Origin of the sequence: Sphingomonas sp. PAMC 26605 (assembly GCF_000241485.1) — a bacterium.
In the GTDB taxonomy this organism is placed as follows: Bacteria; Pseudomonadota; Alphaproteobacteria; order Sphingomonadales; family Sphingomonadaceae; genus Sphingomonas.
The window spans coordinates 667712-683078 of sequence record NZ_JH584241.1 but is presented as its reverse complement, the minus strand read 5'-3'; the positions used below and the strand labels follow the sequence as shown (position 1 = coordinate 683078).

The window sequence follows — 15367 nt, the reverse complement described above, 5'->3', positions numbered from 1 at the left end:
CCCCCAGCCCCTCCCCTGAAGGGGAGGGGAGGAAATTGCCCACCCCTCACGCCGCCATCTCTCGCGCTACGCTGACATCGTCGAACGGCAGCACGAGATCGCCGACGATCTGCCCCTGCTCGTGTCCCTTGCCCGCGATCAGTACGATATCCTGCGGCCCCGCCGCGGCGATCGCCGCGCCGATCGCTTCGCGCCGCGACCCGATCTCGGTCGCGCCGGGCGCGCCTTCGAGCACCATCGCGCGGATTACCGCCGGGTCCTCCGAGCGTGGATTGTCGTCGGTGACGATCACCTGGTCCGCCATCGCCGCCGCGATCGCGCCCATCGGCGCGCGCTTGCCCTGGTCGCGGTCGCCGCCCGCGCCGATCACCACGATCAGCCTGCCAGCCGCATGCGGCTTGAGCGCCGAGATCGCCGCGTCGAGCGCATCCGGGGTATGCGCGTAATCGACATAGACCGGCGCGCCGCTCTTGGCGATCACCGCACGCTCGAGCCGTCCGCGGACCGGCTGCAGGCGCGACAGCGCCGCCAGCGTCGTCGCGACATCGCCGCCCGCCGCGATCACCAGCCCCGCCGACACCAGCGCATTCGCCGCCTGATACGCGCCGATCAGCGGCAGGTTGATCTTATAGGTCTTGCCCGCGGCCTCGATCTCGAGCCCCTGCCCGAGCAAGGTCGGCACACGCCCGACGAGCTTGTGCGTCTCGCCCCGCGTCCCGACCGAGATCACCCGGATTCCCCGCGACCGCGCAACCTCGACGACGCGCGCCGACATGGGGTCGTCAGCCCACACCACCGCAACGCCGTCCTCGACCAACACCTCAGAGAACAGCCGCAGCTTTGCGTCGAGATAGGCTTCCATCGTCCCGTGATAATCGAGATGATCGCGGCTGAGATTGGTGAACGCCGCCGCCGACACCCGCAGGCCCTCGGTGCGATATTGCGACAGCCCGTGGCTCGACGCCTCGAACGCGACATGGCTGACGCCCTCGCGCGCGAGCCCCGCGACGTTCGAGAGGAAGGTCACGACGTCGGGCGTGGTGAGGCCCGTTGACACCTGATCATCGCCCGTCGTCACCCCGAGCGTCCCGATCGAGGCAGCATGGAACCCCGCCATTCGCCATAACTGCCGCACCATCTCGACCGTCGACGTCTTGCCGTTAGTGCCCGTCACCGCCACCGCGGTCGTTGGGAAAGGCGCGAAATAGCGCGCCGCGAGCTCGGCAAATTTCCGCCGCGGCTCGGCGTCGGCGACATGCACCGCGCCCTCGACCACAGCCTCGGGCCGCGCCACCACCGCGATCGCGCCACCGGCAACCGCGGCGGGCACGAAATCCTCGCCATTGACGACCGCGCCCTGGAACGCACCGAACACCACGCCCGGCGCGACCTTGCGATGATCGATCGCAAAGCCCGTCACCGTCGCATCCGGGGCGCCGGGAACCAGCGCCGAAAGCTTCATTGCTCTTCTCCGCCGGTCGGCGGCGTGGCGCCGGCGACGAGGCTCAACATCGGCCGCAGATCGGCGAGATTCACCTCGCGCCGCGTATCGGGCATCACGCCGAGGATCGCCCCCGTGCGCGCGATCACGCGGCCCACGACGGGCGCCGCGTTCCACGCCGCGGTCTTCCAGCCGCCGGTTTCCTTGGTCCCCTGCGGCGAATCGAGCATCGCCAGCACGACGTAGCGCGGCGCATCCATCGGGAAGGCGGCGACGAAGGTCGCGACGTTGCGATGATGGTCGTACCCGCCGTTCGACGCCGCCTCGGCGGTGCCGGTCTTGCCGCCGACGCGGTAGCCCGGCGCATCGCCCTTGCGCCCGGTGCCGTAGAGACACACGAGCCGCAGCAACTGCCGCATCCGCGCACTGGTCTGCTCGCTGAGCACGCGCCGCCCCGCCGCCGCCTGCCCCGGCGCGACCTTGAGCAGCGTCGTCGGCCGCCAGATGCCGCCATTGACCATCGTCGCATAGGCGTTGGCGAGATGCAGCGGCGTCACCGCGATGCCGTGGCCGTACGCCGTCGTCATCACCGTGGTGCGCCCCCAATAGCGCGGCCAGATCGGCCCGGCGCGCTCGCGCAGCTCGATCGAGGGGCGCTCGCCGAAGCCCATCGCGGTGAACATCGCCGAGAGCTTGTCCTTGCCGATTTCATCCGCAATCCGCGCGGTCGCGACGTTCGACGAATAGATCAGCGTCTCGGGGATGTTGAGCCAGCGCTTGGGATCGCCGCGCTCGTCATGGATCGTATAGCTGCCGACCTTGAGCGGCGCGGTCGCATCGAAGCGGCGCGCCATCGAGGTGATCGTACCGGTCTGGATCGCGGTCGCCATCGTGATCGGCTTGAAGGTCGAGCCGAGCTCGTAGACCGACTGCGTGACGTTGTTGCGCAGCGCGTCGCTGCTCGTGCCGGTCAGCTTGTTGGGGTTGTACACCGGCAGCGACGCCATCGCGATAACCTCGCCGGTATGCACGTCGAGCACGAGACCGGTCGCGGCGCGCGCCTGGAACATCACCATCGCGCGGCTGAGCTCGCTCTCCATCGCGCCCTGCACGCGCGCGTCGATCGACAGGTCGATCGCGTCGCCGCGCCGCGTCGGGTCGGTCAGCCGCTGCTCGAACGCGCGCTCGACGCCGGCGCGGCCGAGGATGTGGGGATCGGTGCCGGTCGGCCCGATATAGCCGAGCACGTGCGCCGCCATCGTCGATTGCGGATAGAGCCGCTCGGGCTCGCGCGCGAAGACGATGCCGGGTTCGCCGAGCGCGTGGATCTGGTTCACCATCGCGGGCGAGGCGTGCTTGTCGAGATAGGTGAACTTGGCCTTCATCGTCAGCCGGTCGAGATACCAGGCCGAATCATGCTCGGGCATCAGCCCGGCGAGCCGACCCGCCAGCTCCTGGCGATCGCCGAGCACGTCGCCCGGGCGCACGCCGATCGTCCACGCCTCGATCGTGCGCGCGAGCGGCTGGCCATTGCGATCGAGAATGTCGCCGCGCACCACCGGATTGATCGCCAGCGTCGCCGCCCCCGCCGGACCGCCGAACAGCCCGAGCAAGGCGATCCGCCCGATCACCAGCACGAAGCCCGCCGCGATCAGCAGCATCAGCATCATCAGCCGCACATGCGCGACCGCGACCAGCGCATGGCGCTGATCGTTCGAGCGGCGAGCGGGAAGCGGGCGGGCGACCAAAGTGCTCATCGAGAGGTCCGTTTCTCGGCGCGCGCGCCGCTGCGCAGATCGCCGATCACGCTGTCGTCGAGCAAGGCGCGATCGAGCAGCGCGACCGCGGCGCGGGGTCGTTCGCGGCTGACCGACGCCATCGCGGTGCGCGCGACGGGCGCGGCAACCGCACGCGACACCGGCGCGGGAGCGGCGCGCTGCGCAGGCACTGCGGCGGCGCGCGGCGCGGCCGGTGCGACGGCAGTCGCGACCGCAGGCTGGATCACCGGCTGCTGGCTCATCGCCACCGAGGACGGAGCGGCAGGAACGAACGATGCCATTTGCGGAGCCGTGCCACGCTGCGTCGGCTCGATCGAGGCCAAGGCGGTCTCGTCGGCGACGAACTGGTCCGCCGCCGGGGCGACCAGACCCAGCGTCTCGGCGTTCCATTTGTCGAGCTGGGCGAGATTGGCGCGCGTGTCGAACTCGGTCTCGAGCGCACGGATGTCGCGCTTGGCGCGCAGGATCTCGGCGGCGGTGCGGTCGAGCTTCTTGCGTTCGGCCGCGACCTGCAGCGGCACCAGCAGGAAGCCGAGCGCCACCGCGACGCCCGCCAGGAACCAACCGAGACTCTTGCCCGCGAGACCAAGCATTACAAACTTCCTTCTGACCATGCGGCGGCACCGGTCCGTCGTGCCGTCCGCAGCGTTGCCGATCGCGCGCGGGGATTGCGCGCGATCTCGTCCTCGCTCGCCTTCACCGGGCGACCGACCTCTTCGAAACTGGGGGCGTGCTTCGCCGCGACCTCGGGCAGATGTCGCGAGCCCGACGGCAGCGACCCCGAGCGCTCGCGCAGGAAGCGCTTGACCATGCGATCTTCCAGGCTGTGGAAGGTGACGATCGCGAGCCGCCCGCCGGGCGCGAGCACGCGCTCGGCGGCAGCGAGGCCGTCCTCGAGTTCGCCGAGCTCGCGATTGATGTGGATGCGGATCGCCTGGAAGGTCCGCGTCGCGGGGTCCTTCTTGTCGTGCGGCTTGTAGCCGAGCGCTTTGCGCACGATCCGCGCCAGCTCGCCGGTGCGCGCGATCGGGCGGTTGTAGACGATCGCCTGTGCGACGCGACGCGCGCGCGGCTCCTCGCCATATTCCTTGATGACGTGGGCGATCTCGGCCTCGTCGGCGGTGTTGAGGAAATCGGCGGCGCTCATCCCCTCCTGGCTCATCCGCATGTCGAGCGGTCCGTCGGACTGGAACGAGAAGCCGCGCTCGGCCTGGTCGAGCTGCATCGAGGACACGCCGATATCCATCGTCACGCCCTGCACCGGCAGCGCGTCGCGCGACGCGAGTTCGCTGTCGAGCGCGGAGAAGGTCGCGGGAACGAGCGTCAGCGCGCCAGCCGCGGATTCAACGAGCGCCGCACCTGCCGCAATCGCATCGGGATCGCGATCGAAGGCAAACACGCGCGCGCCGCGCGCGAGCATGCCCGACGTGTAGCCGCCCGCACCGAAAGTCGCATCGACATGCGTTTCGCCAGCCGCGATCGCCAGCCCGTCGAGCACTTCGTCGAGCAGCACCGGGATATGCGGAGCATCGCCTTGGATCACGTCGCTCACAGCGCGATCCCCTTGGCCTTGCAATGATAGCGGCACGCCGCCTGCATCGCGTCGTCGACGCCGACCGCGTCGAGCAGCGTCTTGGGGTCCCAGATGTCGATCCAGTCGAACGTGCCCCAGAAGAACGCGTTCTCAGCGATCCGCGCATAATCGCGCGGGAAGCCGGGCATGATGAAACGCCCCGAGCCGTCGAACGGCACGGCCTCGCCGCTCGCGTTGCGGCGCTTCAGGTTGAAGTCGGGCTTGCCGTGCTCGGCGATGTGGCGCGCCTGGAGATCCTCGACCTCGGCCTTGAGGATGCGGACATAGCCGGGATCATAGGCACGCAGGCAAATCTGCTCGGGATGGACGCCGATGATGACGGTGCCACCGTCCTTGCCGTCGGCGCGCGGGCTGTTGGCGGCGAGCGCCTGGCGGAGCGAAGCAGGAATCGCGACCCGGCCCTTGTCGTCGACAAGTCCGAGCCCCTCACCCTGATAATCGCTCCGGTCTTCCACGCTTCCCCCGCACACGGCGGACAAGCCTCTCCCGAGCCGAAAAGCGCGTGGTCGCGAATTTCGGTGCCTGTAGTGTCAGCGCATAACGCGCAGGCGAGATGAGTCTGTCCCTGTAACGGACAGTTACCATGGGGCCGATCGGGGATACAAGGGGAAATCAGGGGAAATCCCGGGAAAGCGCGTTAATCGATGGGATTTGGCCTCATTATCTCGCGCGACATATCGACCTGTTCTCGCTGTGTTCGAAAGGATGCGGGCTGCACTCGCGATATCCCGCATGGGCCATGCGATATCCCCGCGTTTTCCCGTAAAATCCCCGGCATGGCTTGCATCACCGCGACGCCGCGTTCCGGCTCGGGGTTTCGATCACATTGCCATCGGACGCGTCGGCGCTCGGGGCGACCCCAAGCTCGGCGAGCGGCTCTTTCGGCGCGCTCGGATCGGTGGTGTTGGCGGCGATCATGTTGGCGACGACGTCGGGGCGCGCGCTGCCGATCGCGGCAACCTGCCGATCGTGATTGGCGGTCGCGAAGATCGCCGAAGCGAGTCCGATGAGCAGCAAAACGGCGGCGAGACCGATCATGCCGACCTTGGCGCGCTGGCTCGTCTGAGCCGGATCCTGGGCGATGATTTTCATAGGCTGTGGCATAAATGTAACGAGTTAAGACACGGTTGTCGATCCCGCGATCAATCGTGCTGTAACCAGGGTGGAACGACCAGCCCCTTCGCCTCCAACCAAACTCGATTATAAAGCGTTGATAGGTAACGAAAACCGGTATCGCACAGGATCGTCGCGACTCGGCTGCCGGGGCCGAGTTGGCGCGCGAGGCGAACCGCGCCGGCGACGTTGATCCCCGACGACAGGCCGAGGCACAGCCCCTCCTCGGCGAGCAGCCGCGTGACCCATTCCATCCCCTCGGCATCGGAAATGCGGAACTGCGTGTCGATCGGCGCGCCCTCGAGATTGGCGGTGATTCGCCCCTGCCCGATCCCCTCCGCGACCGAGGAGCCCTCCGACTTCAATTCGCCATGCGCATAATATTCGTAGAGCGCGGCGCCGTGCGGGTCGCTCAGCGCGATGCAGACCGTTTCGTCCTTGGCCTTGAGGCCCATCCCGACCCCGGCGATCGTCCCGCCCGTCCCCGCAGCACAGGTGAAGCCATCGATCCGCCCGTCCATCTGCGCCCAGATCTCCTCCGCGGTGCCGGTGATGTGCGCCTTGCGGTTGGCGATATTGTCGAACTGGTTGGCCCAGACAGCATTGGGCGTCTCGTCGGCGATGCGGCGCGAGGTGTGGACGAAATGCGCCGGATTCGAATAGGGCGCCGCGGGCACCAGCACCAACTCGGCGCCGAGCGCGCGCAGCGTGTCCATCTTCTCTCTGGACTGCGTCTCGGGCATGACGATGATCGTCTTGTAGCCCTTGGCATTGGCGACCAGCGCGAGCCCGATCCCGGTATTGCCCGCGGTCCCCTCGACGAAGGTCCCGCCCGGCGCGATAGCCCCCCGCTCTTCGGCATCCTCGACGATCCCGAGCGCGGCGCGGTCCTTGACCGAGGCGCCGGGGTTGGCGAATTCGCATTTGCCGTAGATTTCGGCGCCCGCGGCTTCGCTCGGGCCTTTCAACAGGACGAGCGGCGTGTTGCCGATGAGCGCGAGCGAGGTGGGCGTGGTGTGCATCCTGCAGACATAGCGCGCCTGCCCGCGCCTGCAATGCGCGCTGGGCCGCTACCCGACAAATCTCGGCGCCGCTGAGCGAGCTAGCCTCGCTAAACCATTGAAGCGGCGCCCTTGTGCTTTTGTCCCGCGCAGGCGATCGTGCGCATCGCGATGCTGGAATAGGAGCTGGACGCATGCGCTACTGGATCGCCCTGTTGCTGCTGTTCCCCTCGATAGCGATGGCGCAGCGCGCCGAACTGCCGATCCGCGAAGTCGATCTGTCGGACGGCACGCGCCGCTACACCGTCACGCTGGTGATCGACGGTCAGCCGGTCCAGGCCGGGCTCGACACCGGTTCGACCGGGCTGCGCGTCCTGCCGCGCGCGCTGAACGACGCTGCGCGGCGCGATTCCGGGCCTGCGGCGCGCTACAGCTACGATTCGGGCACGCAGTTCCGGGGTCAGGCGATCCGGCGCACGCTCGCGATCGGGGCGATCTCGGGCAACGTTCAGCTCCAGCGCATCGATCGGGTCGAGTGTGTTCCCGACCAACCGACTTGCCCGGCGTCGCGAGTCGACGCGGCGCACTTCGGCATCCAGGGCAACGGCCATCCGAGCGAGGGCTTCGATGCCATATTCGGGATCCGGACCAAGCCGGACCTTGTCGCGAATCCGCTCGTCCAGCTCGGCGCCAGGCGCTGGATCGTCGAGCTGCCGCGCCCCGGCGAAGCCGCGGGCCGGATCATCCTCAACCCGACGCCCGCCGAGCTGAACGGCTTCACTCTGATCGCGCTCGACAAGGACGACACCAGCAACGGATGCCTGCTCGCCGAGCATCCCGAGCGCGTGCTCTGCGCACGCGCGCTGTTCGACACGGGCGCGCCGGGTCTGCGCATCATCGGCGGTCCGAGCGTGACGCCGTGGCCCGATGGAACGCGCGCGCAGGTGACGATCGGCGTTGGCGGGGCGACCGCGTCGATGCCGGTCGTGATCGGCCGGCGCGAGCAGGCGAGCGGGATGTTCTACGTGCCGCTGGCCCGACGCGCGGTCGGCCGGCTGTCGCTGGGTTTGGCGCCCTATTTCCACTGGGCGGTGCTCTACGATGCCGACCGCGCAGCGATCGGGGTGCGCCCGCGCTAGCGCAGCGCCGCCGCGACCGCGCGCGAGCAGTCGAAGCTTGCCGGCAGCGCCGCCGTCGGCACGGGCGCGCTCTTGGTCAGCCCCAGCGCCTGCCCGATCGAGCGCCCGAGCACGCGCAGCACCCCGCCCGAACTCGGCTTGTCCTGCGCGCCGAGCCCCGCCACCGTGACGCTCGGCGTACTCAGCGTCCCCCCGATGCGGATCGGGTCGGTGATCCGCAGCAGCGCGCGGCTCTTGGTCGCGCCCGTCAGCGTCAGGTCGATCCGCTCGCCGTCGAGCACGATCCGCCCGGTGCCGTTGCCGACCGAGCTGCCGGTATCGATCGCCAGCGGATGCGGGGTGAAGACGCCGCCTGCGCCGCGGAAATCGGCGACGAGGCAGCGCAGCGGCACGCTTTCGCTCGGGGACCCGATCGCATGCGCGATCGCGCCGCTGAGGCTCTGCCCGAGCACGTCGGCGATCATCCGCCGGACATGCCCCTGCGTCGCGACGATCGCGGCCTTGCCGCTCGCATGGGCGAGCGCGTCGCGAACCGTCTCGCCTTGCCCGCGCAGCACGATATGGCCGCGCACCACGCCGTCGACCATGTCGGGCTTGCCGACCAGCGCGCCGAGCGTGAGCCCGGCGAGCCGCAGGTCGAGCGCAAGCTTGGGCAGCCCGCTGCGATGATCGACCCGCGCCGTGCCGGTCATCCGCCCGCTCGCCAGCGGCGCAACGATGTCGCTCACGGTCAGCACGCGATTGTCGAGATTGAGCGTCGCCGACAGGCTCTGGAACACCGTGCCGCCGTTCGACAGCAGGTGATCGGCGGCGAAGCGGATCGTGCCGTCGGTCTTCCACAGCTTCGACAAATCGATCCTGGTCGGCGGGATGACGCGCGGGCCGATCCGGGCGAGCCGCGCGGCCGATTCGGCGCGGCCCTGGCTGTCGGCGAGATCGTCGAAATCGAAGCGGGAGGCGCGGATCCGCGCGTCGATCATCGTGCGGATGCCGTATTTGTGGACGGTCGCCTGGCCGGTGAAGCGCGAGCGGCCGATTGCCCCGCCGAGGCGATCGACATACCAGTCGCGTCCGTCGTGGCGGATCGTGCCGGTGAGGTCGATCGGCTGCGTGCCGAACAGCCCGGCCTCGACCAGATAGTCGAGGTTCTTGAGCGTCGGCGCCTGCGCGCTGATCGCGGCGGTGAAGTGGCGCGTGTCGAGCACGCCCTGCGCCGTTCCCCGCGCTGTGAAGTCGAGCGCGGAGGAGGCGAGCTTGGCGACGAACGGATAGGGCGCGGTCGGATCGATTCCCGCGATCCGGCCGCCGGTCAGCTCGAGCGTTGCCGGCGTGTCGCGAAAGCTGCCCGTGGCGGTCAGCCGCAGCCCGTGCGTGGCATCGACCGTCAGCGGGCCCGCGACGATCAACCGGCGCTTGGCGTCGCGTAGCACGATTTGCGTATTCGTGACGCTGAGGTCGGAAAGACTCGGGCGGCTCGTACCGGCCTGGTCGGGCTTGGAGTCGTCGGGCTTCCAATTGGCGCGGCCGCTCGCATCGCGGACCAACGCGATCCGCGCGCCGTCGATCGCGACGCGATCGGGGCGGAAGCGCCCGGTCAGCAGCGCCAGCACCGGAACGCGCGCGCGCGCCGTCGCGACGCGCACGAAATCGCCTTGCCCCGCCCAGCCCGGCTGCGCGATCCGCAGGTCGTGCAGCACCACCACGGGCGTATAGGAAAACGCGCTGTCGCGCGTGACCGACCCGATCTCGACCTTGGCATGGAGCGCCGCGGACACGCGGTTCTCGACCAGCCCGCGCACCAACCCGACCGGAAAAGCGCCGAGCGCGAGCACGAATAGGCCGATGGCGGCGAGCAACGCCGCGCCGATGGCAAGCGCGGGCGGGCGCCAGCGCTGGCGGCGCGGGGCGGATTGCGGGAGGGGAGGCGGAAGAGTCGTCACCTCGTTCAAACCCTGAGGTCCGCGGATTGTTGCAGCATCGACACGGTATGCCCGTCGATCAGCGTCGGAACCCCGATCGCGGCGATACGGCGTTCCCCGTCGGCACAAAAACGCGCAAGCGCCGGAGCCGACGCCGCCGCGATACGTTTCCGGCCGGCGAGGAGACCGACGCGATGCCGCATGCCAGCCAGATCGTCCATTGCGACGGCCCCGAATCGCCGCACGCCTTCGACATCATCCCGCTCCAGCCGCGCAACGGCGCGCTCGATGCGGCGTGCCCGGTATGCAAGGGGCACGGCCAGTGGAACCGCGAGATCGACCTGATCAGCTTCCGCAGCATCCGCGCGATCTGCAACCGCTGCCTCGGCGCGGGCTGGATCGAGACCGGGAGCGATCCGCTCGGCGTGCCCGATATCGAGCGCGACGCGGCGGGCCATCCACGCTGGTACACGCGGATCGTGTCGGGGTTGCCGGACGCATCCTAGCGCCGCCCTTCGGTCACCCCGGCCCTGTGCCGGGGTCCACCGGGATGCACGCACTCCGACCCCAGCGTGCGCGTCACAGTGGCCCCCGGGACAAGCCCAGGGTGACGGTTAGAAGGTGATGTTAGGCGATGACCTTGTCGAGCGCGGTACAGAACGCCTTCATCTCGGCGCTCGACCCGACCGTCACGCGGCTGACGGTCGGCCAGATCGGCCACGACCGGCCGATCTCGACGCTCTGCTTGCGGAACGCCACCTGCATGTCCTTGGCCTGCTTGGTCTTCCAGTCGATCATGAACATATTGGCGTTGGTCGGAAACACGCTCACGCCGCGCGCCTTGAGGTGATCGAGCGTCAGCCCGCGCGCGCTCTGCATCTCGGCGCGCCGCGTGGCGATCAGCGGGGCGGCGGTCAGGCTCGCGGTTGCACACGCCAGGCTGGTGACGGGCAGCGCGCCCGACTGCATCCCGCCGTCATAGCGCATCATCTTGGTGAGATTGGCGGGATTGGTGATGACATAGCCCATCCGCAGGCCGGCCATGCCGAATAGCTTGGAAAAGGTGCGCATCACGATCACGTCGGGATGCTTCACCGCGAGATACGAAGCGACCGGCACGCCCGCGAAATGCGTATAGGCTTCGTCGATCAGCACCATCGATCCGGCGGGCTTGTTGGCGATCAGCCATTCCACATCGACGAGCGGGGTGATCGTGCCGGTCGGGTTGTTGGGCGTGCAGATATAATAGAGGCCGGCATCGGGGTTGGCGGCGAGCATCGCCTTGACGTCGTGCGTATATTCCGCGGTCAGCGGCACCGCCTTGACCGGTGCGCCGAGCCAGGCGGCGGTGCGCCCGGCAAGCTCGAAGGTCGGATCGGCGGTGACGAGCCCCTTCGTCGGCGAACAATAGGTCACGACCGCGCGGCACAATGGATCGCTCGACCCCGGCCAGGGCGCGACATGGTCGTACGGGACGTTCTCGACCGACATCACCGCCTTGATGAAATCGCCGCGCTCGTCGTGTGGGGAATAGCGGTTGCCCATCGCGACCATCGCCGCGGCGGCCTTCTGGCCGGGCGCGAGCGGGCCGGTCCAGCATTCGTTGGCGCCGATGCGAACCTTGGCGGTGGGCGCCGGATCGGGCACTCCACCCGACGCGAACGCCGGCCGCCCGACCGAAGCGGCGAGCGCGCCGACGCCGAACACCGCGGCGATGCGCGCGAGATCGCGCCGCGCAAAGCCACGGGTGAGCAGATCGTCCTGCGCCTCGGCGCCGAGCGGTGCGGTGGTGATGCTGTCTTCGGTCATTGAATCGGCCCCTGCTTAAAGCGGATATCGATTCCGTCCTGCATGGACTCGTGCGGTCCTTGCGGCTGAGTGTTCCGCAGTTTCGATGCAAAAGCCAGAGGGAGTCGGAGAAAAGCGCGACGCGGCGTTCAAGTGGCGTGAGACCCCAGCCAGTCAAGCGAGCGTGTCGAACAGATCGCGCCAGTCGGGATTACCGAGCTCGATCAGTTCGATCTTCCAGTCGCGCTTCCACGCTTTCAGCGCTTTTTCGCGCATGATCGCGTCTTCGATCCGGTCGTGCGCTTCGGCGTGAACCAGTGTTTTAATTCCGTAGCGGCGGCAAAACGCCGCTCCCACATCACGCCGATGCTGATCGGCGCGCGCTACGAGGTTAGCAGTGACGCCGATGTAGAGCATCCCGCGCGGCTTGGCCGCCATGATGTAGGTCCAGCCGCCCCCGCTCATTACGCTAGCGTATCGAACAATCAATGGAGATGCCAGCTTCCGCTGGCATGACGGTTTTTTTTGGAGAAGTCCTCCAAACCCGTCACCCCAGCGAAAGCTCGGGTCTCGAGCGACGACGCGCGACGCAACCACCACGAGGCCCCAGCTTTCGCTGGAGTGACGACGAGGGGCGATTGACTTTCGCGCCACCTCCGCTAAAGGCGCCACTCTCCCGTCACGCCTCGGCGCGGCGGGACCGTCCAAGACAGTAGGTGATCGGGATCTGCCCGGTCTTAATTTCCTGCCGAGACGGGGACCAGGATTACAACCGCTCTCGGCCCTGCCGCGACCGGTCTGCCGCCCTCCATCAAACGGGGCGACGCTCCCATTCCCCATCGCTGGACAATTCCGGGTGCACCAGCATCCGGTTTGTAACCGGCCTTGTCGTGCAAGCGGCAAGGTCAAACGTGGAGAATGGCATGGATCGCGCTCAAAAGACCGAGCTCGTCGCCGACCTGAACCACAGTTTTGCCGAAGTCGGCGTGGTGGTCGTCACCCGCAACCTCGGCATGACGGTGGCGCAGTCGACCAAGCTGCGGAACGCAATGCGCGACGCAGGGGCGAGCTACAAGGTCTCGAAGAACAAGCTTGCCAAGATCGCACTGGCCGACACCGACTACGTCACGTTGGGCGACATGCTCACCGGGCCGGTCGGTCTGGCCACTTCCATCGACCCCGTCGCGGCCGCCAAGGTGGCCGTCGACTTTGCGAAGACGAACGACAAGTTCGAAATCGTGGGTGGTGCGATGGGTGCGACCGTCCTCGACGTAGCAGGCGTACAGGCACTCGCGACGATGCCGTCGCTGGACGAACTGCGCGCGAAGATCGTGGGCCTCCTGGTTGCTCCTGCAACCAAGCTCGCGACGATCGCCCAGGCGCCAGCAGCACAGCTCGCCCGCGTGCTCGCCGCCTATGCGGAAAAGGACACGGCGGACGCCTGATTTCAGGTGCTTCGAGATTTCAAACCCGAACTGATTTTACTGGAGAATACACATGGCAGACCTGAACGCGCTGGTTGACCAGCTTTCCGCCCTGACCGTCATCGAAGCAGCCGACCTGTCGAAGCTGCTCGAAGAGAAGTGGGGCGTCTCGGCCGCTGCTGCTGTTGCAGCGGCTCCTGCTGCTGGCGGCGGCGCTGCAGCACCGGCTGCTGAAGAGCAGACCGAATTCGATGTCATCCTGACCGGCGACGGCGGCAAGAAGATCAACGTCATCAAGGAAGTCCGTGCGATCACCGCGCTCGGCCTGACCGAAGCCAAGACGCTGGTCGAGTCGGCTCCGAAGGCGATCAAGGAAGGCGTGTCGAAGGACGAAGCCGCCAAGATCAAGGCGCAGCTGGAAGCAGCCGGCGCGACCGTCGAGGTTAAGTGAGCCGCTAGCGGGGAGACGATTTAGCCTCGGCTAAATCGCACCCCGCGAGGCCGGCCGGCGCGGCATGCCGCGTCCGACGTCATGGGCTTTGCCCATGACGGCTTGCCACAGAAAAGGGGCGGCACCGCAAGGTGTCGCCCCTTTTCGTATCCACGTCCGTCTCTTCGCCCCGCCCCGGGGCAGACACCCTATGCCGGCACGGTATATTCGATCGCGCGCACCGTATCGTACATCCGCGCGCCGCTATCGATGCGGAACGGCGCGAGCTTGCCCCCTGCCCCGCGGTCGATGCCGACGAGATAGGAGCGCGCGGTGCGGCCGCTACCGTCGGCCCAGTCATACTCCGCGACGACGGTGAGTACGGGGACGAACATCGCCTTGCCGCCCATCTCCATCACCTCGAGCGACGCCTTGGGGTGCAGCGCCATGCCGCTCAGTTCGACCGCGACCCCGGCGGGGAGGTCGAACGGCGCGGTGATCGGGCGATCGATCGGCGCCGCAAACAGCGCCGCGATCGTCGCGTCCTGCTGAGCGCCTGCGCTCAGCAAGCGGATATCGAGCCGGATGCCCGTCGCATCGGCGTCGCCGTTGTTGCGCACGACGATTTGATATTCGACCGCTGCGCTGAGCAAATTGGTGCCTGCCCGCTTCGGCGTCAGCTCGAAGGTGATCGCCGCACGTGCCGCTGTGACCGCATCCGGTACGATAGGCGCGGGCACAGGCATCAACGTTAGCGTTGGAGCGGGCTCGGGCGCACTCGCCATCTGCGGCGCTGCAACCACCGGATCGCCGCTCGTCGGGACGTCTTCCACGACGGCGCCCTCTTCATAGGCCGGGGTTTCGCGCGCCGCGCGTCGCCGCCACCACAGCGCAAGACCGATCGCGACGGCAAGCGCCAGACCGCCCGCGATGGCGGGCCACAGATAGCCGCTGCCGGTCTCGGTCGTTCCCGGAGCCGCTGCGGGCGCGACGCTCGGCTGCGCGACCGGCGCGGGGGTTTGTGTTTCAGCAGGCGCAGCGGTTGGCGTCGAGGACGGAACGGGCAGCGGCGCCGCGACCGGCGTGGCGCTCCCGGTCGGGCGCGGCGCGGGCGTTCGCTTGGCGATAGGGGTCGGTCGCGCCGCAAGTGTCGCGCGCGCCGCGGGTGCTGTCCGAGCGGGCGTCGGCGTTGCACGTGGCGCGGCGGTCGCGCGGGTCGTCGGCGCGACGACGGGCGGCGCGACGGTCTCGGTCTCGACCGGACGCGGGTTGGTCGTCGGCTCGGGCGACGGCGCGACGCGCGGCGCAGGCCGGTTCGACGGCAAGCTGAACGAGTCGAGCCCCGGCAGCGGTTGCGCGGGCACCGTGTTCTGCGCGAGCGCTGCGGTGCCGGACGCCATTGCGCTCGCGGCGGCGAGGAGGGATAAGCGGATCAAGGGTTTCACCCGCCCGGCAATAGCGATAAAACCCCCGCTGCCAAGGATTGCTGCGCCGAGCGGTTCGCCGCAGCGCAACCGATGCCGTGCGACTGCGTTGACACGCCCCTGCCCGCCCCCTATATCACGCCTTCCACCCCAACCTTCGGGAAATGATGTGCCGTCGCGCAGTGCATCGATCGTATTGATGGTTGAGGTTTCTCGAGACGCATGACAGCTGCTGTTATCCGCACACGCGGACAACACGCGGCTTTTTGTCGTTTTCGAAGTGCACGCCCGCCCGGTGGATTCCGGGCCGAATTTC

General features: G+C 68.2%; 16 protein-coding genes. 4 read left to right on the top strand and 12 right to left on the bottom strand.

Translation table 11 applies throughout. The features are described from left to right. Window positions 1–46 precede the first annotated feature (46 nt). The 7 genes from RH90_RS02980 to RH90_RS02950 all read right to left on the bottom strand — a co-directional run bounded on the left by RH90_RS02980 (window position 47) and on the right by RH90_RS02950 (window position 6948). The gene (locus RH90_RS02980; protein WP_010183794.1) at window positions 47–1462 is read right to left on the bottom strand and encodes a UDP-N-acetylmuramoyl-L-alanyl-D-glutamate--2,6-diaminopimelate ligase; all 1416 of its coding nucleotides are present in this window, start codon (window positions 1460–1462) and stop codon (window positions 47–49) included. Further along, on the bottom strand, window positions 1459–3198 hold the full coding sequence (locus RH90_RS02975; RefSeq protein ID WP_010183792.1) for a peptidoglycan D,D-transpeptidase FtsI family protein: 1740 nt from the start codon (window positions 3196–3198) through the stop codon (window positions 1459–1461). The genes RH90_RS02980 and RH90_RS02975 overlap by 4 nt, the downstream gene beginning before the upstream one ends. Continuing rightward, window positions 3195–3812 (bottom strand): hypothetical protein, encoded by a 618-nt coding sequence (locus RH90_RS02970; RefSeq protein WP_010183791.1) that lies wholly within the window; start codon window positions 3810–3812, stop codon window positions 3195–3197. Before RH90_RS02970 ends, RH90_RS02975 begins: the two co-directional genes overlap by 4 nt. Beyond that, entirely contained in the window at window positions 3812–4771 is a 960-nt protein-coding gene (gene rsmH, locus RH90_RS02965) for a 16S rRNA (cytosine(1402)-N(4))-methyltransferase RsmH (RefSeq protein ID WP_010183790.1), read from the bottom strand. The genes RH90_RS02970 and rsmH overlap by 1 nt, the downstream gene beginning before the upstream one ends. Beyond that, a complete protein-coding gene (locus RH90_RS02960) occupies window positions 4768–5268 on the bottom strand; it encodes a division/cell wall cluster transcriptional repressor MraZ (protein WP_010183789.1) in 501 nt (166 codons plus the stop codon). Before RH90_RS02960 ends, rsmH begins: the two co-directional genes overlap by 4 nt. A gap of 331 nt (window positions 5269–5599) precedes the next feature. Further along, window positions 5600–5905 carry a hypothetical protein gene (locus RH90_RS02955; protein ID WP_010183788.1) on the bottom strand — a complete coding sequence of 102 codons (306 nt, stop codon included), beginning with the start codon at window positions 5903–5905 and terminating at the stop codon, window positions 5600–5602. Between the two features lie 50 nt (window positions 5906–5955). Then, window positions 5956–6948: a cysteine synthase A gene (locus tag RH90_RS02950; protein WP_010183786.1), complete on the bottom strand. Its 993-nt coding sequence runs from the start codon at window positions 6946–6948 to the stop codon at window positions 5956–5958. Between the two features lie 173 nt (window positions 6949–7121). Here RH90_RS02950 and RH90_RS02945 point away from each other — a divergent pair, with 173 nt between their 5' ends. Beyond that, window positions 7122–8066: a hypothetical protein gene (locus RH90_RS02945; RefSeq protein WP_010183784.1), complete on the top strand. Its 945-nt coding sequence runs from the start codon at window positions 7122–7124 to the stop codon at window positions 8064–8066. Here RH90_RS02945 and RH90_RS02940 read toward each other — a convergent pair. After that, window positions 8063–10006, bottom strand: coding sequence for an AsmA family protein (locus tag RH90_RS02940; RefSeq protein WP_157134507.1), 1944 nt, complete (start codon window positions 10004–10006; stop codon window positions 8063–8065). The genes RH90_RS02945 and RH90_RS02940 overlap by 4 nt on opposite strands. 5 nt (window positions 10007–10011) lie before the next feature. Beyond that, entirely contained in the window at window positions 10012–10188 is a 177-nt protein-coding gene (locus RH90_RS23290) for a hypothetical protein (RefSeq protein WP_157134506.1), read from the bottom strand. Here RH90_RS23290 and RH90_RS02935 point away from each other — a divergent pair. Further along, on the top strand, window positions 10180–10491 hold the full coding sequence (locus tag RH90_RS02935; protein ID WP_029624993.1) for a hypothetical protein: 312 nt from the start codon (window positions 10180–10182) through the stop codon (window positions 10489–10491). The genes RH90_RS23290 and RH90_RS02935 overlap by 9 nt on opposite strands. Before the next feature lie 121 nt (window positions 10492–10612). On the opposite strand, the gene RH90_RS02930 is transcribed toward RH90_RS02935, so the two are convergent. Further along, window positions 10613–11794: a pyridoxal phosphate-dependent aminotransferase gene (locus RH90_RS02930; protein ID WP_010183779.1), complete on the bottom strand. Its 1182-nt coding sequence runs from the start codon at window positions 11792–11794 to the stop codon at window positions 10613–10615. Window positions 11795–11947: 153 nt separating this feature from the next. After that, window positions 11948–12238 (bottom strand): GIY-YIG nuclease family protein, encoded by a 291-nt coding sequence (locus tag RH90_RS02925; protein ID WP_010183777.1) that lies wholly within the window; start codon window positions 12236–12238, stop codon window positions 11948–11950. Window positions 12239–12696: 458 nt separating this feature from the next. Here RH90_RS02925 and rplJ point away from each other — a divergent pair, with 458 nt between their 5' ends. Further along, window positions 12697–13218 (top strand): 50S ribosomal protein L10, encoded by a 522-nt coding sequence (gene rplJ, locus RH90_RS02920; RefSeq protein WP_010183775.1) that lies wholly within the window; start codon window positions 12697–12699, stop codon window positions 13216–13218. Between the two features lie 52 nt (window positions 13219–13270). Continuing rightward, a complete protein-coding gene (gene rplL / locus RH90_RS02915) occupies window positions 13271–13648 on the top strand; it encodes a 50S ribosomal protein L7/L12 (RefSeq protein ID WP_010183774.1) in 378 nt (125 codons plus the stop codon). 188 nt (window positions 13649–13836) lie between these two features. Here the strand turns inward: rplL and RH90_RS24190 are convergent, their stop codons facing one another. Beyond that, entirely contained in the window at window positions 13837–15063 is a 1227-nt protein-coding gene (locus RH90_RS24190) for a hypothetical protein (RefSeq protein WP_232280292.1), read from the bottom strand. Window positions 15064–15367 lie beyond the last annotated feature (304 nt).